The following is a 23,233-nucleotide window of genomic DNA, read 5'->3' as shown; positions in this document are numbered from 1 at the left end:
CGGCTGAGAAGGGGTTTGGTTGACCTCCGACCCCGTCCCGCACGCCCCAACCGTAGGCGGAGCGACCGGCCGCAGACCGCTCAAGGCGATCTTCTGCACCCGATCAGGTGAACGTTCCGCCATGATGTGTTTGAGACGGCGCGCCCTCGGCTCGCCACTGCGGGCCACCTTCCCGCCACGGGGCACGGCCGTTCGGCTCTCCGCCCCTCGGCCGCCTGCCCGCGGCGACGGTCAACCTGCCGTACGGAGCGTGTCGTGGCGATGGTTCGCGCCGGGACGGACCGTCCACGCGAAGTCGAGCGCGCGCCACCGGGACACGACCGGCCGTCCGTCGCATAGGCTCGGTGGCGGTCGGCGAGAGGGGTTCGACGGTGGGCGATGAGTACGCGGTGCGGGCGATCGGCTGGGTGGAATCACCCCTGCAGGAACGGTCGCTGGCCCCCAAACAGGGCGACGAGGGCGGCCCGGACGCCTGGCTGGTGTTCGATCCCGCGGTGGCACGGGCGCTGCGCGACCTGGCCCCCGGGCAGGACGTCCTCCTGCTCACCTGGCTGGACCGGGCCGACCGTACCGTGCTCGCCGTCCACCCGCGCAACGCCCCGTCCCGCCCGGAGACCGGCGTCTTCGCCACCCGCTCCCCGGACCGCCCCAATCCGATCGGCCTCCACCGGGTCACGGTCCTGGCCGTGGACGGCCTCCGCGTCCGCGTCAGCGACCTGGAGGCCCTCGACGGCACCCCGCTCCTGGACGTCAAGCCGGTCCTCGGCGGCCGCGAGGAGCGCTAAGGAGTGACCCGGGGGCCGTGGGTGTTGAGGAAGAGGACGGGCTCCCCGGCGAAGCGGCCGGCGGTGTCGAGGGCGAGCAGGGCGGCCAGGGCCTTGGCGGTGTAGGTGCGTTCCAGGGTGAGGCCGGCGGCGGTGGCCGCGTGGGCGAGTGCGGTGTCGGCGTCGGCGGTGGGGTGGGCGTAGCCGGGGCCGAGCCAGCCGCGTTCGGTGGTGAGGTCGGACGGGCCGAGGGCGAGGGCCGGGAGGGTGGCGCCGCGGCGCCGGAGCAGCGCCTCGGACCGGCGGGCGAGGCGGAGGAGGGTGGTGGTGTCGAGGCGCAGGGTGTCGTTGACGACGATGCCGAGGACCCGGGTGCGCAGGCCGGCGAGGCGCAGGCCGAGGGTGAGGCCGGCGGCGGTGCCGCCGGAGCCGATGGCGGTCACCAGCCACGCGGGTTCGGGGAGTTGGCCGCTGGCGACCTGGTCGGCGAGTTCGAGGGCGGTCTCCACGGCGCCGAGGGCGCCGAGGGGCGAGGAGCCGCCGGGCGGCAGGTAGGCGGGGAGGGTTCCGCGGTCGAGGTGGCGGGCGAGGAGCCATGGCGCGGCGAGTCGGAGGCGGGTCGCGGTGTGCAGGAAGTGCAGGTGGGCTCCGGAGGCGTGCAGGCGGTCGAGTTGGGCCCGGGTGTGTTCGTCGACGGGGTGGTCGATCAGGGCGAGGACGACCCGCAGGCCGTGCTCGCGTCCGTAGAGTGCGGTCGCCAGGCCCCAGTTGGTGCCGAGGCCGCCGACGGTGAGGACGGTCCGGGTGGCGCGGCGGCGGACGTCGGGGAGCAGCCATTCCAGTTTGCGGACCTTGTTGCCGCCCCAGTAGCCGTCGCCGTAGCCGCTCTCGTCCTTGAGCCAGAGCGGGGATTGGCTGCCCAGGCCGGTCAACGGTCGCACTGGCGTGGGTGCTTGGCCGAGTCGGAGGTAGGGCGGGGCGCCGTCCGACGCGGGCCAGTAGCGGTGCAGCAGCGGAGGCGTCATGCTCTGACGGTACGCCAGTTCCTGACGTGGCGTGGAGAGCGCTCTCCCCACATCAAGTCAGCCTTAAGGGAACGTTAAGTCCGCCACCGGAGAAGGAAACTGCAGGTCAGAGCAGTTTCATCGGATGCGCCTGACATTGCCATGACGCTTGCCCCTCCCTAGTATTCAGGCCCAGCAGGCGACGCCACGTCAGCTCACAGAGAGCGCTCTCATCAATACCCGAACAAGGGAGCATGCCCATGGCTGCTGCACATCGCGCGCGGCGCTGGTCCTTCGGCGGACTCGTGCTGGTCCTCACCACCGCCCTGGTGGCGGCGGTGCTGCTGTCGACGACCGGTTCGGGCGCGGCTCCGGCCCGCGCCGCCGCACTGGCCCAGAACTGGTCGGACGACTTCGACGGACCGGCGGGCGCCGGCGTCGACGGCGGCAAGTGGACGATGGAGACCGGCGGTTCCGGCAACGGCAACCACGAGCTCCAGTACTACACCGGCGGGAACAGCAACGCCGCCCTCGACGGCCAGGGCCACCTGGTGATCACCGCCAAGAAGAACAGCGACCCGGGCCTGAACTGTTGGTACGGGACGTGCCAGTACACCTCGGCGCGGCTCAACACCTCCCGCTCCTTCACCCAGGCCTACGGCCACTTCGAGTCCCGCATCAAGATCCCGCGCGGTCAGGGCGTGTGGCCCGCGTTCTGGATGCTCGGCTCGGACATCGGCAGCGTGGGCTGGCCGAACAGCGGTGAGATCGACGTGATGGAGAACATCGGCCGCGAGCCCTCCACCGTCCACGGCACCATCCACGGCCCGGGCTACTCCGGCGCCGGCGGCCTCGGCGCGGCGTACTCGCTGCCCGCCGGGCAGTCCTTCGCGGACGCCTTCCACGTGTTCGCCGTCGACTGGAGCCCCACCGCGATCACCTGGTCGGTGGACGGCCACACCTACGAGACCCGCACCCCGGCGGACGTCGGCGGCAACCACTGGGCCTTCGACCACCCGTTCTTCCTGATCCTCAACCTGGCGATCGGCGGCGACTGGCCGGGCAGCCCGGACGGCTCCACCGCGTTCCCGCAGACCATGGTCGTCGACTACGTCCACGTCTCGACCTCCAACACCAACCCGCCCTCCTACACCGGTCGGATCACCGGCATCGGCGGGATGTGCGTCGACGTGGCGGGCGGCTCCAACGCCGACGGGACGCCGATCCAGCTGCACAACTGCACCGGCAACCCGGCCCAGCAGTGGACCGTCGGCGGCGACGGCACCGTCCGCGCGCTCGGCAAGTGCCTGGACGTGTCGGGCGGCTCCCACGCGGACGGCGCGGTGGTCCAGCTCTACACCTGCAACGGCACCCCTGCCCAGCAGTGGACGTACACCTCGGCGCACGACCTCACCAACACCGGTGCCAACAAGTGCCTGGACGCCAAGGACAACTCGTCCGCCGACGGCACCCGGCTGCAGATCTGGACCTGCGGCGGCGGCGCCAACCAGAAGTGGAACCTCGGCTGACGCCCAGCCACCGCCCACCCCCCGCTCCCCCACCCCGACCCCGCGGAGAACGGAACCCCCCACCCATGTCCCCACGCCACCATCGCCCCATCTCGCGTCGCAAGCTGCTGGCCGCGACCGCCGGGCTCGCCCTCGCCGTCCCCGCGGTGGCCACCTGGATCGAGACCAGCGCCAACGCCTCGACCACCCCCACGCTGCCGCTGGACCTGGCCAACACCACCGGCAACAACACCGTCTACGCGTACGTCGTCGGCCGGGACCCGGCGGCCGGCGGCAACTGGGCGTTCATCCAGGCCGACGGCAGCAGCCTCCACCACCCGCCGAACCCGGCCAACGACCAGACCCCGCTGGGCGTGGACTGCGCCATCGCGCTGAACGCCTCCGGCGCCGCCCCGCGCCGGGTCACCCTGCCGCACCTGGACAGCGGCCGGATCTACTTCTCGGTCGGCGCGAAGCTCACCTTCCTGATGAACCGCGGCGGCGGTCTGGCCCTCCCCTCGGTCAGCAACCCGTCCGACCCGAACATCAACGTCCGCCACGACTTCTGCGAATTCACGTACAACAACGACCAGTTGTACGCGAACATCACCTTCGTCGACATGGTCTGCCTGCCGATCGCCTTCCAGCTGGAGACCGGCCAGGGCCCGCAGACCGTCCGCGGCCTGCCCGCCGACGGCCTGGCCAAGGTCGCTTCCGCGCTGCGGGCCCAGTCCGCCGCCGACGGCAGCGACTGGAGCCGGCTGATCGTCCCCGGCGGCGGCTCCGACCTGCGGGTGCTCAGCCCCAACCTGGCGATCCGCGGCAACAGCGCGCTGTTCCGCGGCTACTTCGACTCCTACGTCGACCAGGTGTGGACCAAGTACCGCACCACCGACCTGCGCATCGACACCCAGTTCACCTGGGGCGCCGTCACCGGCCGGGTCAACGGCGACACGCTCACCTTCCCCGGGGTGGGCAGCTTCGCCCGGCCCTCCACCCAGGCGATCTTCTCCTGCAGCGACGCGCCGTTCACCACCGGCAACGACGTCATGGGCAACCTCAGCGCCCGGCTGGCCGCCGCGTTCAACCGCACCACCCTGCTCGACAACGCCGACCAGCCGGACGCGGAGCAGCCGGCCTCCTTCTACACCAAGCCCCGCACCAACCACTACGCCCGGATCCTGCACGCCACCACCCCCGACGGGCTGGGCTACGCCTTCCCGTACGACGACGTGCACCCGTCCGGCGTCGACTTCGAGGGCAAGGTGCAGTCGGGCAGCCCGACCCGGTTCACCATCACGGTCGGCGGGCTGGCCGGCGGAGGCGGTGGCGGCAGCACGCCCACCCCGACCGCCACCGCGACCGGCGGCGCGGTCAGCGCCTTCGGCACCATCCAGGCCGAGTCCTTCCGGGCCCAGTCCGGGACGCAGGTCGAGGCCTGCTCGGACACCGGCGGCGGCTCCGACGTGGGCTGGCTCTCCAACGGCGACTGGCTCAAGTACACCCTGGACTTCGGCGCCACCGGGGCCACCCGGTTCAGCGCCCGGGTCGCCTCGGGCGCGGCCGCCGGCGTCAGCGGCCTGGTCCAGGTCCGGATCGGCAGCCCCACCGCCGCCCCGGTCGGCAGCTTCGCCGTCGCCTCCACCGGCGGCTGGCAGACCTGGCGCACCGTCCCCGCCGACATCAGCCGCACCACCGGCGTGCACGACGTCTACCTGACGTTCGACAGCGGTCAGCCCGCCGACTTCGTCAACCTCAACTGGATCACCTTCGCCTGACGCCCCGCCCGGTCCCCGGCCCGCCTTCCCCGGGCCGGGGACCGGCCCGTTCCGGGCGCACCATCGTGAGCACCGCGGTCGCCGTGATGTAGGCGATGCCCGCCAGCACGGCCACGCCCTCGATCCACTCGCCGCCGACCGGCCGGGCCACCGGGTCCAGCAGCTCCCGGACCGCCGCGAGCTGGACCAGGACCACCCACGCCATCAGGACCCGGACCCCGCGGCGCGGCGCGCGGTCCTGGCGGAACCAGAGCGCCGCGATCCAGAGGTGGAGGGCGCCGAGCAGCAGCCACAGACCGAGGCCGGCACCGGCCTCGGCGCAGGTGGGCTGTTCCTCCCACGGCTGGTCGCAGCCGAGGAGGTCGAACACCGCCACGCCCACCTGGACCAGGCAGAGGGCCAGCGTCTCGAGGGCCAGTCCGATCGCGGCCACCCGCGCGCTGAAGACGATCACGGCCGCATGACTATCACACCGCGCCGGCCCGCCTGCGGTCGGCGGTCAGTGATCGGGGTGGATGACGGACAGCGCGTGTTCGCGGGCCGCGGCGCCGAGGGTGGCGTTGAGGTCGGTGAAGAGGGTGCCCGCGCTCTCGCCCTGCCAGCCGGGCGGCAGCAGGGCGAGCGGCAGGCCGGGGTCGCGGTAGGGCAGCCGGCGCCACTGGGTGAGCATCGGGACGTACACCTGGAAGGCCTCGCGCGGCGTGACCGCGGTGGCCTTGGCGCGTTCCAGGACCGGGCGGTAGCGGCGCAGGAAGTCGGTGTAGAGCGCGGTGAGTTCGTCGAGGTCCCACCACGCGCGGACCTTGGACCGCAGGTCGCCGAAGCCGACGTGGTCACCAGTGAACAGGTCGACGTAGCTCGCCAGGCCGCGCCGCTCCAGGGTGCGGCGGGTCTCGGCGGCGAGGTTGCCCGGGGCGATCCAGACGCCGGGGGCGGCGGTGCCGAAGCCGAGCCGGGTGAGGGTGGTCCGCAGTTCGTGGCGCTTCTGGCGTTCGGACTCGGGAACGGAGAAGATCACCACGATCCAGCCGTCCTCGGCGACCGCCCGGACCCGTTCGAAGATCCGGACGTCGCCCTCGGCCAGGGTGTCGAGCACCGAGCCGGCGAGGGAGTACCCGGCGGCGTCGGCGTGCCGGGCGCTCTCCAGGACGCCGCGCCGCTTGAGCCGGGAGACCGAGGAGCGTACGGCCTGCGCCTCGACGCCGAGGTCGCCCATCAGCCGGACCACCGAGGCGACGGAGAGCCAGTTGGCCTCGCCGCGGGCGTACAGGCCGAAGGTGGTGATGATCAGGGGGCCGTGCCGCGCGTCGCGGCCGGCCGCGGGGGACTCCTCAAGCCCGGCCGTCACTGCTGCGTTCTCCTCGCCTCGGGCCGGTGCCGCCCGTCGGACCGCCACCGGGCAGCCTAGCGCCTCCCCCGTCACATGATCGGACCGTGTCACCTGCCGGAACACCGGCCGCGCTCACAGCAGCGATGTCGCCACCACCCGGTTGCGGAGCTCGCCCAGTCCGCTGACCCGGGTCACCACCAGGTCGCCGTCCTGGAGGAAGATCTGCGGCTCGCGGGCACTGCCGATGCCGCTCGGGGTGCCGGTGAGCAGCACGTCGCCGGCCCGCAGGGTCATGCCCTGGCTGAGTTCGGCGATCAGGCGGGCGATCGGGAAGGCCATCTGCGCGCTGGAGGCGTTCTGCAGCAGCACGCCGTTGACCTCGCACTGCACCCGGAGGTCCCCGGGGTCGGGCACCTCGTCGGCGGTGGTGAGCCAGGGGCCGAGCGGCATGGTGGCGTCGATGCTCTTGCCCTTGAGCCACTGGCCGCCGTGGGCGCGCTGGAGGTCGCGCTGGGAGACGTCGTTGGCGATCAGGTAGCCGAAGACGTGGTGGTGCGCCTCGGCCTCCGGGATGGACCGCCCGTCGCGGCCGATGACCAGGGCGATCTCGGCCTCGTAGTCCCACTGGGTGGAGAGCGCGGTGTCGTGGGCGATGTCGTCGGTGGGGCCGATGACGGTGTCGGGGCCCTTGGTGAAGAAGGTGGGGCGGGTGGGCAGGGCGGCCGGGTCCTGGCCGCCGCGCTTGCCGCGGGATTCCTCGAAGTGGTCCTGGTAGTTCCAGCCGGTGCAGAGGATGTCGCGGTTGAACCGGCCGAGCGGCGCCTCCAGGCGGACGTCGGCGAGCGGCACCGTCTCGGCGCCGGGCAGTGCGGCGCGCGCGGCGTCGAGGGCGGCGGGGCCGCCGCGGACCAGGTCGTCGACGGTGCCGAGGGCGGCCGGCAGCAGGGCCAGGGTGGCGCCGTCGTCGAGGAGGGCGGCGGCGCGGCGGCGGCCGTCGAGGGTGATCGATGCGAGTCTCATGCCTTCGTCCCGTTCTGCCGTCCGCCGGCACCGGTCCGGTAGCGGTCCGGTGCCGCACGGTCGTGGTGTCGTACGTATCCGTGTCGACCGTCAGGAAAGATCGATTCAGGCGCCGGCCTGCCCCGGTACGCCCGGGCGGACCAGGCGCTCGTCGGGGACGACGGCGACGCCGAGGATCTCGATCATCGCCTCGGGCTGCCACAGCGCGGTGCAGCCGATGCCCGCCATGGCGGGGTAGACCGGTCCGGCCAGCTCCCGCCAGACCTTGCCGATCTCCTTGCCGTGGGCCTGGTAGTCCGGGATGTCGGTGAGGTACAGGGTGATGCTGACCAGGTCCTCGGGCCGGCCGCCGACCTCCCGCAGGGTGGTGAGGACGTTGCCGAAGGCCTGCCGGAACTGCTCGACGATGCCGCCGGGGACGATCCGCATGTCGGCGTCGAGGGCGGTCTGGCCGCCGAGGTACAGGGTGTTCCCGGACAGCGTGCCGTGCGAGTAGCCGCTGGGCGCGGGGAGTGAGCTCGGGTTCACGGCGACGGGGGTCATGCCACCTCCGGTGTGGGACTGCGTCGGGGCCGGGATCCGCTTGTTCGAGCGGGGCGTATTGACAGTAGATGACGGTCGTGAAAAAAACGAGACATCGATCGGCCCGGCCCCGCCCGGCCCGCCGACGTCCGCCGCAGGAAACGGAGCCGTCCGCATGGAGCCCGACCTCAGCAAGTACCGCCTCGAGGGCGACAACTCGATGTACCGCCTGCCGAGCGGCCTGGTGGCCCCGGTGGTGACCCGCGCCGGCCTGGAGGACCCGGGCACCGCGGACTCCGGCGGGGCCGTCCGGGTGTCGGGCGTGTCGATCCAGCACACACCGGCGCGCCGGTTGTGGTTCGGCAAGGTGAGCAACGAGCCGGGGTACCGTTCGGTCTCCCACCACCACGGCGAGGCGGAGACCGGCGGGTACGTGCTCTCCGGCCGGGCCCGGATCTACTTCGGCGAGCGCTTCGAGGACTACCTCGACATGGAGGAGGGCGACTGGGTGTTCGTGCCGCCGTTCATGCCGCACGTCGAGTGCAACCTGTCCCGGACCAAGCCGCTGGTCTGGATGACCACCCGGACGCCGGAGAACATCGTGGTGAACCTGCCCGACGTCACCGACGCCGACCTGCGCGACTGGACGGACCGATGACCACCACCGACGCCCCGCCGACCTCCGCGGTCTTCACCACGGCGGTCACCCTCACCCCGGCCGAACCCGTCCACTTCGACCTCGCCTTCACCGCGGTCACCCAGCCCTGCCCGTGGCCGAAGGCGTACGGCGGCGACCTGGTCGCCCAGGCCGCGGCCGCCGCGATGCGTTCGGTGGCGGACGGCAAGTCGCTGCACTCGATGCACAGCTACTTCCTCCGCCCGGCCGACATCGGCGCCCCGGTCCACTACGAGGTGGAGCTGCTGCGCGACGGCCGCGGGTACAGCACCCGCCAGGTGCGCGGCTTCCAGAACGGCAAGGCGCTGTACGTCTGCCTGGCCAACTTCGCCGCCGGCGAGCCCGGCGGCAGCTTCGCGGCCGGACCCGACCTCGACCCGGCCGTCCCGGCGCCCGAGGAACTGCCCGCCTCGGCGGAGTACCTGACCGGGCGGAGCGGCGGTTCGATGACGGAGACGTCGAAGGCGTACTGGTCGGGCGGCCGCGGCTTCGACATGCGGCACGTGCCCGGTCCGGTCTACCTGACCGTCGAGGGCAAGCAGACGCCGCACCAGGCGGTCTGGCTGCGGCCCTTCGACCGGCTGCGCCCGGTGGACGGTCTGACCGACGCCCAGCGCGACCTCGCCGCCCTGGCGTACGTCTGCGACTACACCATCCTGGAGCCGGTGCTGCGGGTCCTCGGCCTGGCCTGGGCGATGCCCGGACTGGTCACCGCCAGCCTCGACCACGCCATGTGGTTCCACCGCCCCGGGCCGGTCGACGACTGGCTGCTGTACGTCCAGGAGGCGGTCGCCGCCGACTCCGGCCGCGGTCTCGGCTCCGGCCGCTTCTACACCCGAGACCACCGTCACCTGGCCACCGTGGCCCAGGAGGGCATGATCCGCGCCTGACCTCGCGTCCAGCGAGTTCCCGGAAGGACAGACCCCACCTTGTCTCTCTCACCCTCGGCCCACCTGGACACCTTCACCCGCGACCACCTCCCCCCGGCCGAGCTGTGGCCCGTGCTCGAGTTCACCACGCCGGAGCTGCAGTACCCCGACCGGCTGAACGCCGCCACCGAACTGATCGACACCCCCGTCCGCACCCACGGCCCCGACCTCCCCGCCCTGCGCACCCCGGACGGCGAGACCTGGTCGTACGGCCTGCTCCGGCAGCGCGCCAACCAGGTCGCCCAGGTGCTGACCGAGGACCTGGGCCTGGTCCCCGGCCAGCGGGTGCTGCTGCGCTCCCCCAACAACCCCTGGACGGTGGCCGCCTGGCTGGGCGTGCTGAAGGCCGGCGGCGTGGTGGTCACCACCATGGCCGCACTGCGCGCCCGCGAGCTCGCCCCGATCGTCGAGCGGACCCGGCCCGCGGTCGCCCTGGTCGACCACCGCTTCGCCGAGGACGTCCACGAGGTCCGCGCCTCGACCCTCCCCGCCCTCGTCGTCGTCCCGTACGGCGGCGCCGGACCGGACGACCTGACCGCCCGCGCCGCCGCCAAGTCCGGCGAGTTCACCGACGTCGCCACCGCCGCGGACGACGTGGCCCTGCTCGGCCCGACCTCCGGCAGCACCGGCATACCGAAGATCACCATGCACTTCCACCGCGACGTGCTCTCCATCGACCACACCTTCGGCCGCCCGCTGCTCGGCCTCGGCCCGGGCGACACCGTCGCCTGCTCGGCGCCGCTGGCGTTCACCTTCGGCCTCGGCATGCTGGCCGTCTTCCCGCTCCGGGCGGGCGCCTGTGCCCTGCTCACCGAGGCGGCGACCCCGCCCCAGCTCGCCGACCTGGTCGAGCGCCACCGCGTCACCGTGCTGGCCACCGCGCCCACCGCCTACCGGGCGATCCTGCGCGGCGGACAGGAGCAGCGCCTGGCCGGCCTGCGCGCCGCCGTCTCGGCCGGCGAGCACCTGCCGCAGGACACCTGGGAGCAGCTGCGCGACCGGCTCGGCCTGCGGGTCATCGACGGTATCGGCGCCACCGAGCTGCTGCACATCTTCATCTCCGCCACCGGCGACGACATCCGCCCCGGCGCCACCGGCCGGCCCGTGCCCGGCTACCGGGCCACCATCCTCGACCTGGACGGCCGCGAACTCGGCCCCGGCGAGCCCGGGCGCCTCGCGGTGATCGGCCCGGTCGGCTGCCGCTACCTGGACGACCCGCGCCAGTACGACTACGTCCAGGACGGCTGGAACGTCACCGGCGACCTGTTCCACCGCGACGCCGACGGCTACTTCTACTACCAGGCCCGCAGCGACGCCATGATCGTCTCCTCGGGCTACAACATCGGCGGGCCCGAGGTCGAGGCCGCCATCGACACCCACCCGGACGTGGTGGAGTCCGGCGTCGTCGCCAAACCCGACCCGGAGCGCGGCTCGATCGTCTGCGCCTTCGTCGTGCTGCGCGAGGGCGTGGCCGGCGGCGACCCCAAGGCCCGGGAGATCCAGGACCACGTCAAGCGGATCCTGGCGCCCTACAAGTACCCCCGCGAGGTGCGGTTCTGCGAAGCCCTGCCGCGCAACACCAGCGGCAAGCTCCAGCGCTTCGTCCTGCGCAGGATCGTCGACGACGAGCTGGCCGCCGCGCCCGCCGTCGAGAGTTGAGAGGAACACCCGTGCGTATCGCGATCGTCGGCGGCGGCCCAGGCGGCCTCTACCTCGCCGCCCTGATGAAGCAGCTCGACCCCGCCCACCGGGTCACCGTCTGGGAGCGCAACGCCCCCGACGACACCTTCGGCTTCGGCGTGGTCTTCTCCGACGAGACCCTCGGCGGCATCGAGAACGCCGACCCCGAGTTCGCCGCCGCCATGGCCAGCCGCTTCGCCCGCTGGACCGACATCGACATCCACGTCGACGGCCGCAGCCACACCGTCGGCGGGCAGGGCTTCGCCGCGATGAGCCGCCGCGAACTGCTCCACCTGCTCCAGGAGCGCTGCCGCGCCCTCGGCGTCGACCTGCACTTCCGCACCCCCGCCCCGGACCCGGCCGCGCTGCGCGCCTCCTACGACCTGGTGGTCGCCGCGGACGGACTCAACTCCCAGGTGCGGCAGGCCAACCCGGAGGCCTTCCGGCCCGCCCTGGACGCTCGGCGGAACAAGTACATGTGGCTCGGCACCGACCTGGTCTTCGAGGCGTTCCAGTTCTTCGTCAAGCAGACCGAGTGGGGCACCGTCCTGGTCCACGGCTACCCCTACTCCGACACCGGCTCCACCTTCATCGTCGAACTGGCCGAGGACGTCTGGCGCCGCGCCGGCTTCGACACCGCCGAGGGCACCGACCTGCAGCCCGGCGCCTCCGACGAGAAGGCCGTCCAGCGGATCCGGGAGATCTTCGCCGCCGAACTCGACGGCCACCGGCTGTTCGCCAACAACTCCAAGTGGCTGAACTTCACCACCGTACGCAACGAGCGGTGGCACGACGGCAACCTCGTCCTGCTCGGCGACGCCGCCCACACCGCGCACTTCTCCATCGGCTCCGGCACCAAACTGGCCATGGAGGACGCCCTCGCCCTCGCCGCCTGCCTGCACGAACACCCCGACCTCGACACCGCGTTGAGCGCGTACGAGGCCGAGCGGCGGCCGGTCGTGGAGTCCACCCAGCGCGCCGCCCAGGCCTCGCTGGAGTGGTTCGAGAACATCGGCATGTACGTCCGGCAGGAACCCACCCAGTTCTGCTTCAACCTGCTGACCCGCTCCCGCCGGATCACCCACGCCAACCTGCGCACCCGCGACCCCGAGTTCACCGACCGGGTCGACGCCGCCTTCGCCGCCGCCCAGGGCGTCGGGCAGGGCGCCGAACGGGCCGTCCCCGCCATGTTCCAGCCGTTCCGGCTCGGCGCACTGGAGTTGAAGAACCGCGTCATCGTCTCGCCGATGGACATGTACTCCGCCGTCGACGGCGTCCCCGGCGACTTCCACCTCGTCCACCTCGGCTCCAAGGCCATGGGCGGCGCCGGACTGGTCATGACCGAGATGGTCTGCGTCTCCCCCGAGGGCCGCATCACCCCCGGCTGCACCGGCCTGTGGAACGACGACCAGCGCGAGGCCTGGACCCGTGTCGTCGACTACGTCCACCGGCACAGCACCGCCCGCATCGGCCTCCAACTCGGCCACTCCGGCCGCAAGGGCTCCACCCGGCTGATGTGGGAGGGCGTCGACGACCCGCTCCAGGACGGGAACTGGCCCGTCATCGGCCCCTCCGCCGTCCCGTACGGCACCGGCTCCGCCACCCCCCGCGAAGCCACCCGCGCCGACCTCGACCGGATCACCGCCGAATTCGTCGCCGCCGCCCGCCGCGGCGCCGACGCCGGCTTCGACCTGCTCGAACTCCACTGCGCCCACGGCTACCTGCTCTCCTCCTTCCTCTCCCCCCTCGCCAACCGGCGCACCGACGAGTACGGCGGCCCACTGGAGAACCGGCTGCGCTACCCGCTGGAGGTCTTCGACGCCGTCCGCGCCGTCTGGCCCGCCGACCGGCCCGTGATCGTCCGCATCTCCGCCACCGACTGGGCCCCCGACGGCAACACCGAACACGACGCCGTCGCCATCGCCCGCGCCTTCATCGCCCACGGCGCCGACGCCATCGACGTCTCCACCGGCCAGGTCACCAAGGACGAACGCCCCGCCTTCGGCCGCTCCTACCAGACGCCCTACGCCGACCGGATCCGCCACGAGGTCGCCGCCGCCACCGGCACCGCCGTCATCGCCGTCGGCGCGATCGCCTCCCACGACGACGTCAACTCCATCCTGCTCGCCGGCCGCGCCGACCTCTGCGCCCTCGGCCGCACCCACCTCTACGACCCCCAGTGGACCCTCCACGCCGCCGCCGAACAGGACTACCGCGGCCCCGCCGCCGACTGGCCCCTCCCCTACCGCGCCGGCAGCCGCAAGCCCCCCACCGCCCGCACCGACGCCGTCCGGCCGCGGCTGTCCCTGCTGCGCGCCGAGGAGCCCGACCACACCGTCCACCTGCGCTGGACCCCGCAGCGCGACACCGCTGACGCCGCCACCGCCCCGGTCGGCTGACGCCGTGAACGACACCGGGACGGCCGGCATCGTCCACCGCAGCCGCGTCGAATGGATGGACACCGACGCCGCCGGCCACCACCACAACACCGCCGTCGTCCGCTACCTCGAAGCCGCCGAGGCCGCCCTCATGCACGCCTGCGGCATCACCGGCTACTTCGGTGCCGCACCCCGCGTCCACTACGCGGCCGACTTCACCTCCCCGCTCCGCTTCGGCCAGGAGGTCACCACCCACCTCACCGTCGAACGCGTCGGCACCAGCTCCCTCACCCTCCGCTTCGAGATGTGGGGCGAAGCCACCGACCACCACCCCCGACGCCTCGCCGCGACCGGCCGCTACACCACCGCCCACGTCCCCGCCGGCCACACCGGCAGCACCCCCTGGCCCACGGCCTGGACCACCGCCTGGAACTCCCCTCTCCCCCCGGGGCCGCCTCACCCGTGAGAGGGATCCTGCTTGTGCCGACCACCCGCCGTGCCGAGAAGGACCGCAGACGAAGGGAAATCCGTGGTCCTGCTCTACCTCCTGCTCGGCGCCCTGCTGTGCTGCTCCCTGCTCGCCCTCCTGCTCTTCCTCGCCGCCGCCCGCCTCGGCAACCGGCACGACGACGAACCATGACCGCCGCCGTCAGGCCGGCCGGACCGTGTGCACGGTGAGCGAGGGGTGGAGTTCCTCGACGGGCTCGGGGACGGGCAGCTTCCTGACCCGCCGGCGGTAGTCGGCCTCCCACAAGCCGCTGACATAGGACGTCGGACTGACCCGGTGGAGGCCGCCGTCCAGCCGGTCGACCAGGTACGGCCCGTTCCCGCCCAGCCGCGGACCGGGCCGCCCGGTCTGCGGATCCGGCGCGCTCTGGTAGAAGACGATCCAGACGAGTTCGTGCGCCTCCACCCCGGCCACCACGATCCGCCCCGCGTACCTGCGGTCCAGGTCCTCCTGCGCCGCACGGGCGGCGTACTCACGATCGATCATGCCCGCCATGATCGCGCGCTCCCCCGGCCCCGGCCACCGGCTTTCCGCCCGTGCCGCGGCACCCCCTGGCAGCGGGTCGTCCGTCGCTCGGGGACGGAACGGCGGTTCGGCTACGGCAGGTCGAGCTCGGCGCGGGCGTCGGTGATCCAGTGCAGGACGCCCTTGGCGTCGGAGGTCTCGGCGAGGTGGGTCGCCTCGGCGAGGTGGGCGGCGGCGTCGTCGCGGCGGTCCTGCTGGGCGGCGAGGTGGGCCAGGCCGATCAGGTTGGCGGCGGTGCCGGGGTGGAAGGCGAGTTCGCGGCGCAGGCGGGTGGACTCCTCCAGCCGGTCGCGGGCCTCGTCGAGGCGGCCGTCCTGGTGGGCGGCGAAGCCGAGGTGGCGCAGCACGTAGGAGAGCGTGAGCGGGTCCTCGGCGCGGGTGGCGAGGTCGAGGGCGCGGTGGAAGGCCGGCAGGGCGGTCGGGGTGTCGTCCCGGACGACCTGGTGGTAGGCGCCGATCCAGAACCGGGCCTCGCCCTCGCCGCGGACGTCGCCGAGCTGCGCGTACAGGTCGGCGGCGCGCTCGAAGAGTTCGAGTTCGCGGGTGTCCTCGGCGCGTTCGTCGAGGAAGCGGGCGTGGAGCAGGCGGCCGCGGGCCAGGGCGAGGTCCGCCTCGAGGGCGTCGAGGCCCAGGTCCGCGCTCGCGAGTTGGCTGCTGTCGCCGCCGAACACGGAGTGCTGGTAGCTGAGTTCGGCCTGTTCGATACGTTCGTCCACGGTCATGCGGTGATCGTACCGACGGTCCGTCGGACGAGCGGACGAACGAACGGATGGCGGGTGACGGATGCGGTCCGACCCACCGATCGACACCCGCGCCGTGGCGTGTGTCGGTCGGCGGGTCGGACCGCCCGATGGACCCGCGATCAGTCGAGGCTGCCGGCGAGTTCCCCGTCGGCGGGGGCGGTCTGCGCCGCGACCGTGGCCGGGCGCTGCTCGGCGCGCTGACGCAGGCCGATCCAGATCAGGACGATGCTGGCGCCGGTGAAGACGACGTTGACGGTGAGGGCGAGGTGGATGCCGTCCAGCTCGACGGCCTTGGTGGCGGCGATGGCGCTGAGGATCGGGATGCCGACGGCGATCGCGACCTGCTGGGTCATCGAGGTGAGGCCGGTGGCGAGGCCCTGCTCGTCGTTGGGCAGGCCGGAGGTGCCGGTGACGGTGTAGGCGACGATCGCGGCGACGTGGCCGAAGAAGCCGATGAACAGGGCGGGGATGAGGATCGCCAGGGCGGCCTTGTTGCCGCCGAGGAAGACCAACGGCAGGGTGGCCAGGGCCTGGACGGTCATGCCGATGGCGAGGACGTTGCGGCTGCCGAGGCGGCCGATGGTCCGGCCGGCGACGAAGCCGGCGAACACCGCGGCGAGGCCGGGGATGCCGAAGATGAGGCCGGTGGTGAGCGGGGCGAAGCCGAGGATGTTCTGGAGGTAGAGCGTCATCAGGAAGATCATCGCGGTCTCCATGGTGAAGATCACGAAGCCTGCGTAGTTGCCCCACTTGACGGTGGGTCGCTTGAGGATGCGCAGTGGGGCGAGCGGGGCCGACGAGCGCAGCTCGATGATCCAGAACGCGCCGAGCAGGACGGCGCCGATGACGGCGGCGACGGCGTTGTGCTCGATGACGGCGTAGATGACGGCGAGCAGGCCGCCGGTGACGGTGACCGCGCCGGGCACGTCGAGCCGCACCCGCTCGGGGACGCTGGACTCGGTGATCAGGGCCGGGGTGAGGATCAGGATCGCCACCGCGACCGGGACGTTGATGAAGAACGCGGCCCGCCAGCTCAGCAGGTCGACCAGGGTGCCGCCGGCGAGGGCGCCGATGGTGAAGCCGCCGGAGAGCAGGGCACCGTTGAGGCCCAGGATGCGGTCGCGCAGCGAGCCCTCGGCGAAGGTGCTGGTGAGCAGCGAGAGCGAGGCCGGGATGGCGATCGCCGAGGCGAAGCCCTGGAGGCTGCGGGCGGTAAGCAGCATGGTCGAGTTGGTGGCGAAGCCGCCGAGCAGGGAGGCGGCGACGAGCAGCACCATGCCGGAGAGGAACATTCGCCGCCGGCCGAACAGGTCGGCCATGCGGCCGAAGAGCAGGGCGAAGCCGGCCGCGGGCAGGGCGTAGGCGGAGGCGATCCAGGGAAGCGAGCGGACCTCGAGTCCGACGCCGGCGCCGACCTTGGGCATGGCGACGTTGAGGATGGAGAAGTCGACGGACAGGAGGAATCCGGCCCCGAGCAGGATGAGCAGGATCAGCCGTTCCCGGCTGGTGATCCTCGGCGGCGCGGTGGTGGCGGTGGTCACGGGACGGTTCCCTTCATCGGTGGCGGGGTGCCATGACGGGCGGGGTGCCGCGGCCTCCCGCGCGCAGGGGCGACCGGCGCCGCGGCCCGTACGGGACGGGTGGGCGTGCGGGAGAACCGGGCGCGGGTGCGGGTGCCGGACGGCGTGCTGCGGGGACGGCAGGACGGCGGTGGGACGGCCGGTCGGTGCGGCCGGCGGGCCGACCGGGGTGCCGGTGGCCGGACCGGCCATTCGGTGCACGGGAGTCGGCCGGCCCGGCGGGGACTATCGAACGTCGCGCTCGGCGGACTCGGCGAGCTGCTTGATGGCGGCGAGCCGACGGTCCCAGTCGGACACGAGCGCGCTCATCCACTGGGCGGTGGCGTCGAGTGCGGCGGGGCACACGGCGTAGCGCACTTCGCGTCCTACGCGGTTGCCGGAGACGAGCCCGGCGGCGTCGAGTACGGCGAGGTGTTTGACAACCGCCTGCCGGGAGACGGGAAGTACCCCGGCGAGCGCTGTCGCGGTGGTCTCGCCGCTGGTGGCGAGGAGGTCCAGGAGCCGGCGCCGCATGGGATCGGCGAGCGCCGCCAGAACGCTGTCCACGGTCGCGACGGCGCCTGGGGGTTCCTGCGTCACACGGACGACGCTTCGATCCGGCTCCGGACCCCGTCGAGGACCTGGGGCCAGCCCTGGGTGTTGCTCTCGAAGGCCTGGGTGCGCCGCTCGCCGGAGCAGGCCAGCGCCTCGAATCCGCTCTCGACGACGCGCAGGCGGGTCTTGTCCCCCTCGGCGATGAGGGTGAATTCGACGAGGGTGCTGTTGTCCTCGCTGACCGTGTCGCCGCCGAAGGCGCTCGCCCAGCGGTAGGCGACGTAGGTGGGGGGCTGGACCTTCTCGACGCGGACCGGGAACTCGCCCCACTTGGCGCTGCGGGCGATCACCGAGTCGCCGACCTGGCCGGGGTTGCCGGTGAGGTTCTCCTCGTCGGCGACCCAGAAGCCGGGCTCGGCCACCAGCGTCCACACCCGCTCCAGGGGCGCCTCGATCAGGGTCTCGCGCTCGATCACTTCGGCATTCATGGGGTTGCTCCTCACAGCACTGCCGGGGTAGATGCAACTTCATGGTTGCACGTGGTCAGGGCGTGCGCAACCTGGAAGTTGCACCACGTTCGAGTGAACCCGGTCGGCCGACCGGCGTCGGCAGGGGGGAGACGTGCGGCCCCGCACGGGGCGGGGCCGCGAGGCCGGGCGGCCGGCGTCAGAGACCGGCCGCCCGGACGGTGCTCGGTGTCCGGTCAGGGCACCAGCAGCAACTTGCCGATGGAGCGGCGCTCCTGGAGGTCGGCGTGGGCGATGGCGGCCTCGGCGAGCGGGTAGGTCCGCCCGATCGGCACGGTCAGGCCCGAGGTGTGGATCCAGGCGAAGACGTCGGCCGCGCGGGCGGCCAGCGCCTCGGGCGTGGCGATGAAGTCGGGGATGGTCGGTAGGGTCACCTTGACGGAGCCCAGCCGCGCGCCGACCTGCATGTTCATCGGCGGGACGACCCCGCTGGGCTGTCCGTACAGGACCAGGGTGCCGGCCGTGCGCAGGCAGTCGAGGCTGCCCTCGAAGGTGGTCGCGCCGACGCCGTCGTAGACCACGTCGACGCCCTTGCCGTCGGTGAGCCGGCGCACCTCGGCGACGAAGTCGGTCTCGGTGTACCGGATGACCTCCTGGGCGCCGGCCTTGCGGGCGGCCTCCTCCTTCTCCGCGGCGGAGACGGTGGCGATGACCCTGACCCCGTTGAGGCGCAGGACCTGGGTGAGGAGTTGGCCGATGCCGCCGGCGCCGGCGTGGACCAGCGCGGTCTCGCCGGCCTGCACGGGGTGGCTGTCGCGGGTGAGGAAGTGGACGGTCAGGCCGTGGACGAAGACCGCGGCGGCCTGCTCGGCGGTCACCCCGGCCGGCACCTTCACCACGCGGTCGGCGGGTGCCACGATGCGCTGGGCGTACGCGCCGGGCGAGGTGACGTTCATGGTCGCGACCAGGTCGCCGACCGCGAGGGTGTCGACCCCTTCGCCGAGAGCGGCGACGGTTCCGGCGGCCTCCAGGCCGGGGACGTACGGCACCTCGCGGGGGTAGAGGCCGCTCCGTTCGTAGATGTCGTGGTAGTTGACGCCGACGGCGGCGACGTCGATGAGCACCTCGCCGGGGCCGGGCGCCGGGACGGGCCGGTCGGCCGACGTCAGCACCTCGGGGTCGCCCTGCTGGTGCACTACGACTGCGCGCATTGCGTTCTCCTCCTGATGTCGTCGCTTGAACCTAGGAGTTGGCCACGATCTTCCGCTTCTTCCGACGTGCCCGGCGCGGACCGGGCCGGCCGGGCGAGCCAGGCAGGCCGGGAGGTCGGGAAGTCAGGCGAAGAAGCGGGTGAACTCGTCGATCACGGCCTGCGGCGCCTCCTCGACGAAGTAGTGGCCCGCGTCCGGGACCACCACCACGCGCACGTCGGAGGCCTGGCCGGGCAGCGTGCCCTGCATCTGGGCGGCGAACATGCCGTCGGCCAGGTTGGAGACCATGCCGAGGACGGGTGCGCCGATCTTGCCGTACGTGCCGAGGTCGACGATGTCCTGACCGAACGCCTGGTACCAGCCGTTGCCGCCGCGGACACCGTCGCTGGTGAGCGCGCGGGCGTAGACGGCGCGGTCGAGCTCGTTCACCGCGGTGCGGTCCAGCAGGAAGTTGTCGAAGATCCAGTCGACCAGGACCTCCGCCCGCCCGGTCAGCAGCTGCTCGGGCAGGCCGGGCACCTGGTTGAAGGCGAACCACCAGGGGAAGAACGGCATCCCCGGTGCCGGGATGATCGGTATCTGGTAGAGCGAGGCGTCCGGGTGGAGCACGTCCAGCATCGCGATCCGCCCGGTGGCCTGCGGGAAGTTGGCGGCGAAGGCGAAGGCGACCTGCGAGCCCACGTCGTGGCCGGCGATGTCGACCTGTTCGTAGCCGAGTTCGCGGACCAGCCCGTGGATGACCTGGGCCATCGCCTTCTTGTCGTACCCGTCGGCGGGCTTGTCGGAGGCGCCCATGCCCGGCAGGTCGACGGCGATGACCCGCCGGCCGGCCGCGGCGAGGGCGGGCATGACCTTGCGGAACTCCCACCAGGTCTGCGGCCAGCCGGGCAGCAGGAGCAGCGGCCTGCCCTCACCGCCCGCCACGTAGTGCAGCTTCAGCCCGTCGACCGTGGCGTACGCGCTGCGGAAGTCCCCCGCCAGCGACGCGGCGAGCTCGGCGTCCGTCGGCGCCGCGGGCGTGCTCGCGTCGGTGCTGTCAGTCGTCACGAATCCCACTCCTCGAATCTGGAGGTCGGAACACACCGGATCAGCCGGCGTTCCGATTCATCATCACGGATCGATATAGGTGACGGCCTTCTTCCAGAATGCCCCGTTCTGAATGGACATGTCATCAGAGGGCAAGGGAGAAGTAGTTGTTCGGCCCCGAATCGGCAACCTGCACGCCCGGTGCCGTGGGCGTTGTGGCTGGTCGTGCGGGCACTGACAGATGAGGAAGCTGCGCCGTGGCGAGTTCCGGCGTAACGGGGTGTCGGAGGACCACCACTCGACGGAGTTGGTGCCCGATCCGAGCTGACGGAATTTCGGGAACGGAATTTCCGCGGACCGGCGTACGGTCAGCTGCCGGTGCCGCCCGCCCACTGCTGGAGGTGGCCGACGGCCTGGTCCCACAGGCCGGTGACCAGCAGCAGGCCGACGGTGACGAGCATGCCGCCGCCGATCCGCATCACCCAGGCGTAGTGGCGCTTGACCCATCCGAACGCCCCGAGGGTGCGCCGGAAGGCGAGGGCGGCGACCACGAACGGCAGGCCGAGCCCGAGGCAGTAGACCGCCATCAGCACGGCGCCCCGTCCCGCGCTGGCCTGGTTCCAGGCGAGCGCCTGGACGGCGGCGAGGGTGGGGCCGATGCAAGGGGTCCAGCCGACCCCGAACACGAAGCCGAGCAGCGGGGCGCCGAGCAGGCCGACGGCGGGCCGCCGGTGGGTGCGTACCTCACGCTGGGTCAGGCCGGGCAGCACGCCGACGAAGGCCAGCCCCATGGCGATGGTGACACCGCCGAGGACGGTGGTGATGGTGTCCCGGTAGTTCTGGAGGGTGTTGCCGACGTACCCGAACAGGGCGCCGCCGGAGACGAACACCGCGGTGAAGCCGAGGACGAAGAGCAGCGATCCGGCGAGCATCCGCCCGCGGCCCTTGGCGCCGGCATCGGCCAGGTCTGCGGCGGAGAAGCCGGTGACGTAGCTGAGGTAGCCGGGCACCAGCGGCAGTACGCACGGGGAGAAGAAGGAGAGCAGCCCGCCGGCGAGGGCGACGGGCACGGCCAGCAGCAGGGTGCCGTGGGCGACGGCGGCCCCGGGGTCGAAGGCGAGCAGCTGACGGGCACTCATGCGGGCTCCTCCGCCAGGACCGGGTCGAGCAGGGCGTGCAGTTCCTCGGGGGTCAGCGGTGCCATCACGCCGGCGGCGATCCGGCCCTGCCGGTCGAGGACGAGCGTGGCGGGCAGCGCCTGGGCGTTGACGACGTCCGGCGGGAGGGTGCGGACCAGGGCGCCCTTGGGGTCGAAGAGGCTGGGGTAGCTGAGGCCGTGGTCGCGGACGAAGGTGCGGGCCGGTCCGGGGTCCGGGTCGCGGGTGTCGATGCCGAGGAAGCGGACACCGCTCGCCTCGGTGTCGGCGTGGACCCGCTGCAGTCCTGACGCCTCGGCGCGGCACGGGCCGCACCAGGAGCCCCAGATGTTCACCACCACCACGTGGCCGCGCTGGTCGGCGAGGCGCAGCGCGGCGCCGTCGAGGTCGTGGCCGGTCAGATCGGGGGCGGCCCGGCGTTCGGCGATCGGGAAGGTTCGGGCCAAGGGCGCGGCGTTCCGGGACGCCGTACTCCCGGGGGCGGCGGCGGAGCAGCCCGCCAGGGCGAGCGCGGCCGCCGCGGCGGCGGCCCATCGGGCCGGCCTGGCCCGTACGTCGGGGGGTGCGAGAGGCAAGGGTTCACCTGGAGCTGGTGGCGACCGCGGTGAGGCCGCGGTCGGTGACGGTGAGGGAGACCGGGTGGTCGTCGACCGGGAGCAGGCAGCCCTGGGTCTGGCTGCAGGCCGCGTAGCCGAGGTGGATCGTGGCCGGTCCGGGGCCGTCGGCGCGCAGCGGCAGGGTCGCGGTGATCGGTCCGTCGGGGTAGACCGGGACGGCGCCGTTCACCCCGTCCAGCGTGAGTTGCCGCAGCTGCGCGTGGACGGTCAGCGGTGCGGTGGCGGCGAGCGCCCCGGCGACCTGGGCGGTGGTGGGGCGGCCGACGCCGTCCACACCGCTGGTCGGCAGGTCGGTGCTGTAGAGGTGGAAGCCCTCGTCGTCGGGCGCGAAGGTGAGGTCCAGCGAGCCGGCGCCGTCGTGCCAGTCGCGCACGGTGAGGGTGACGGTGACACCGCTGTCGTCGAACCGGGCGGAGTACCCGGGGCCGGGGGCCCCGGCCGCCCCGGCGGCGGAGCAGCCCGCCGCCGGGACGGCCAGCGCCGCCGCGAGGAGCGCGGTGGCGGGGCGGCGGAGCAGGCTCACGGCGCCCACTTCCGCAGGAAGTCGCCGAAGCCGGAGGCGGTCAGCGAGGGCAGGCCGGCGGTGTTGGTGTCGGTGCGGACCTGGCCGTCCGGGGTCACCACGATGAGTACCGGCATCTTGTAACTGCCCTGCGAGTCGTACTTCTTGAGCAGGTTGAAGTTGGCCGTGGAGTGGTCGCCGATGTCGACCTGGACCAGGTGGTAGGAGGCGTTGAGGGCGCTCTGCACCTTGCTGTCGCCGAACACCTTGTCGAGCGCCTTGCAGTTGCCGCACCAGGTCGCGCCGAAGTCGAGCAGGACGTTGCGGCCGTCGGCCTTGGCCTGCTTCATGGCCGCGTCGACGGCGGCCGGCGAGTCGGCGGTGGCCGAGTAGCCGAAGGTGGTCGGGTTGCCGGCGCTGCCCGCCGCCGCGCCGCCGCCGGACTTGGTGGAGGTGGCGGGCTTGGGGGTGGCGGAGGTGGCCTTGGCGGAGGGCTTGGCGGACTCCGTCGGGGCGGCCGCGGTGGGCGTACCGGTCTCCGGCGGCGCGGTGACGATGTTGATCGGCTCGGGCAGCGCGGCGTCCCCGCTCGGGACCACGGCGGCGACCTGGGAGGCGGCGCTGCCGGGGGCGGCGGAGTCGGTGGGTCCGCAGGCGGTCAGGCCGGCGGTCGCTCCGACGGCGAGGACGAGCAGAAGTGGGCTACGGCGCACGGGAGTTCCTTGGGTGAGGCGTGACGGGAGCACCGGTTCGGGGAGCGAACCGGGCAGGCGG

Annotated in this window: 24 protein-coding genes; 8 read left to right on the top strand and 16 right to left on the bottom strand. The window is 72.8% G+C overall.

The features are described from left to right. Window positions 1-371: 371 nt before the first annotated feature. On the top strand, window positions 372-785 hold the full coding sequence (gene tsaA, locus FHR36_RS34475) for a tRNA (N6-threonylcarbamoyladenosine(37)-N6)-methyltransferase TrmO (protein WP_253803823.1): 414 nt from the start codon (window positions 372-374) through the stop codon (window positions 783-785). On the opposite strand, the gene FHR36_RS34470 is transcribed toward tsaA, so the two are convergent. Further along, entirely contained in the window at window positions 782-1,789 is a 1,008-nt protein-coding gene (locus FHR36_RS34470) for a 1-aminocyclopropane-1-carboxylate deaminase/D-cysteine desulfhydrase (RefSeq protein ID WP_253803822.1), read from the bottom strand. The two genes, tsaA and FHR36_RS34470, sit on opposite strands and share 4 nt — an antisense overlap. A 239-nt stretch (window positions 1,790-2,028) precedes the next feature. Here FHR36_RS34470 and FHR36_RS34465 point away from each other — a divergent pair, with 239 nt between their 5' ends. Together FHR36_RS34465 and FHR36_RS34460 are read left to right on the top strand one after the other, a co-directional pair. Continuing rightward, window positions 2,029-3,297: a ricin-type beta-trefoil lectin domain protein gene (locus FHR36_RS34465; protein ID WP_253803821.1), complete on the top strand. Its 1,269-nt coding sequence runs from the start codon at window positions 2,029-2,031 to the stop codon at window positions 3,295-3,297. Window positions 3,298-3,362: 65 nt separating this feature from the next. After that, window positions 3,363-5,054 carry a glycoside hydrolase family 64 protein gene (locus FHR36_RS34460; protein ID WP_253803820.1) on the top strand — a complete coding sequence of 564 codons (1,692 nt, stop codon included), beginning with the start codon at window positions 3,363-3,365 and terminating at the stop codon, window positions 5,052-5,054. Here the strand turns inward: FHR36_RS34460 and FHR36_RS34455 are convergent. From FHR36_RS34455 to FHR36_RS34440, 4 genes are all read right to left on the bottom strand, one after another. Next, on the bottom strand, window positions 5,041-5,508 hold the full coding sequence (locus FHR36_RS34455) for a hypothetical protein (RefSeq protein WP_253803819.1): 468 nt from the start codon (window positions 5,506-5,508) through the stop codon (window positions 5,041-5,043). The two genes, FHR36_RS34460 and FHR36_RS34455, sit on opposite strands and share 14 nt — an antisense overlap. 45 nt (window positions 5,509-5,553) lie before the next feature. Then, a complete protein-coding gene (locus FHR36_RS34450; RefSeq protein ID WP_253803818.1) occupies window positions 5,554-6,402 on the bottom strand; it encodes a PaaX family transcriptional regulator in 849 nt (282 codons plus the stop codon). Window positions 6,403-6,516: 114 nt separating this feature from the next. Beyond that, window positions 6,517-7,404 (bottom strand): fumarylacetoacetate hydrolase family protein, encoded by an 888-nt coding sequence (locus FHR36_RS34445; protein ID WP_253803816.1) that lies wholly within the window; start codon window positions 7,402-7,404, stop codon window positions 6,517-6,519. A 105-nt stretch (window positions 7,405-7,509) separates the two neighbouring features. Then, the gene (locus FHR36_RS34440) at window positions 7,510-7,947 is read right to left on the bottom strand and encodes a RidA family protein (protein ID WP_253803815.1); all 438 of its coding nucleotides are present in this window, start codon (window positions 7,945-7,947) and stop codon (window positions 7,510-7,512) included. A 154-nt stretch (window positions 7,948-8,101) separates the two neighbouring features. Between FHR36_RS34440 and FHR36_RS34435 the strand changes: the two genes are divergently transcribed. The 5 genes from FHR36_RS34435 to FHR36_RS34415 are packed head-to-tail and all read left to right on the top strand — an operon-like array spanning window position 8,102 to window position 14,055. Further along, complete coding sequence (locus FHR36_RS34435; RefSeq protein ID WP_253803813.1) at window positions 8,102-8,584, top strand: cupin domain-containing protein; 483 nt, start codon at window positions 8,102-8,104, stop codon at window positions 8,582-8,584. Then, entirely contained in the window at window positions 8,581-9,492 is a 912-nt protein-coding gene (locus FHR36_RS34430) for an acyl-CoA thioesterase (protein ID WP_253803811.1), read from the top strand. Before FHR36_RS34435 ends, FHR36_RS34430 begins: the two co-directional genes overlap by 4 nt. Before the next feature lie 39 nt (window positions 9,493-9,531). After that, window positions 9,532-11,190, top strand: coding sequence for an AMP-binding protein (locus FHR36_RS34425; protein WP_253803809.1), 1,659 nt, complete (start codon window positions 9,532-9,534; stop codon window positions 11,188-11,190). Between the two features lie 11 nt (window positions 11,191-11,201). Further along, window positions 11,202-13,610 carry a bifunctional salicylyl-CoA 5-hydroxylase/oxidoreductase gene (locus FHR36_RS34420; protein ID WP_253803807.1) on the top strand — a complete coding sequence of 803 codons (2,409 nt, stop codon included), beginning with the start codon at window positions 11,202-11,204 and terminating at the stop codon, window positions 13,608-13,610. 4 nt (window positions 13,611-13,614) lie between these two features. After that, entirely contained in the window at window positions 13,615-14,055 is a 441-nt protein-coding gene (locus tag FHR36_RS34415) for an acyl-CoA thioesterase (protein ID WP_253803805.1), read from the top strand. Window positions 14,056-14,238: 183 nt separating this feature from the next. On the opposite strand, the gene FHR36_RS34410 is transcribed toward FHR36_RS34415, so the two are convergent. The 11 genes from FHR36_RS34410 to FHR36_RS39685 all read right to left on the bottom strand — a co-directional run bounded on the left by FHR36_RS34410 (window position 14,239) and on the right by FHR36_RS39685 (window position 23,172). After that, window positions 14,239-14,583, bottom strand: coding sequence for a YrhB domain-containing protein (locus FHR36_RS34410; protein WP_253803803.1), 345 nt, complete (start codon window positions 14,581-14,583; stop codon window positions 14,239-14,241). A gap of 110 nt (window positions 14,584-14,693) precedes the next feature. After that, window positions 14,694-15,344, bottom strand: a complete 651-nt coding sequence (locus tag FHR36_RS34405) for a tetratricopeptide repeat protein (protein ID WP_253803801.1) — start codon at window positions 15,342-15,344, stop codon at window positions 14,694-14,696. A 140-nt stretch (window positions 15,345-15,484) separates the two neighbouring features. Beyond that, a complete protein-coding gene (locus FHR36_RS34400) occupies window positions 15,485-16,906 on the bottom strand; it encodes an MFS transporter (RefSeq protein WP_253803799.1) in 1,422 nt (473 codons plus the stop codon). Between the two features lie 264 nt (window positions 16,907-17,170). Then, window positions 17,171-17,524: an ArsR/SmtB family transcription factor gene (locus FHR36_RS34395; RefSeq protein WP_344586036.1), complete on the bottom strand. Its 354-nt coding sequence runs from the start codon at window positions 17,522-17,524 to the stop codon at window positions 17,171-17,173. Further along, window positions 17,521-17,967, bottom strand: a complete 447-nt coding sequence (locus FHR36_RS34390; RefSeq protein WP_253803797.1) for an SRPBCC domain-containing protein — start codon at window positions 17,965-17,967, stop codon at window positions 17,521-17,523. The genes FHR36_RS34395 and FHR36_RS34390 overlap by 4 nt, the downstream gene beginning before the upstream one ends. A gap of 215 nt (window positions 17,968-18,182) precedes the next feature. Beyond that, complete coding sequence (locus FHR36_RS34385; RefSeq protein ID WP_253803795.1) at window positions 18,183-19,157, bottom strand: quinone oxidoreductase family protein; 975 nt, start codon at window positions 19,155-19,157, stop codon at window positions 18,183-18,185. Between the two features lie 123 nt (window positions 19,158-19,280). Further along, window positions 19,281-20,204: an alpha/beta fold hydrolase gene (locus FHR36_RS34380; RefSeq protein WP_253803793.1), complete on the bottom strand. Its 924-nt coding sequence runs from the start codon at window positions 20,202-20,204 to the stop codon at window positions 19,281-19,283. Between the two features lie 347 nt (window positions 20,205-20,551). Continuing rightward, a complete protein-coding gene (locus FHR36_RS34375) occupies window positions 20,552-21,322 on the bottom strand; it encodes a cytochrome c biogenesis CcdA family protein (protein ID WP_253803791.1) in 771 nt (256 codons plus the stop codon). Next, window positions 21,319-21,915, bottom strand: coding sequence for a TlpA family protein disulfide reductase (locus FHR36_RS34370; protein WP_253803789.1), 597 nt, complete (start codon window positions 21,913-21,915; stop codon window positions 21,319-21,321). The genes FHR36_RS34375 and FHR36_RS34370 overlap by 4 nt, the downstream gene beginning before the upstream one ends. A 4-nt stretch (window positions 21,916-21,919) precedes the next feature. Further along, on the bottom strand, window positions 21,920-22,480 hold the full coding sequence (locus FHR36_RS34365; protein WP_253803787.1) for a hypothetical protein: 561 nt from the start codon (window positions 22,478-22,480) through the stop codon (window positions 21,920-21,922). Further along, window positions 22,477-23,172: a thioredoxin family protein gene (locus FHR36_RS39685; RefSeq protein ID WP_308199714.1), complete on the bottom strand. Its 696-nt coding sequence runs from the start codon at window positions 23,170-23,172 to the stop codon at window positions 22,477-22,479. Before FHR36_RS39685 ends, FHR36_RS34365 begins: the two co-directional genes overlap by 4 nt. Window positions 23,173-23,233: the final 61 nt, after the last annotated feature.

The sequence above is a fragment of the Kitasatospora cinereorecta genome (assembly GCF_024172095.1).
Classification (GTDB): Bacteria; Actinomycetota; Actinomycetes; order Streptomycetales; family Streptomycetaceae; genus Kitasatospora; species Kitasatospora cinereorecta.
The sequence above is the reverse complement of the archived record's forward strand: the minus strand, read 5'-3'. Positions and strand labels throughout refer to the sequence as shown.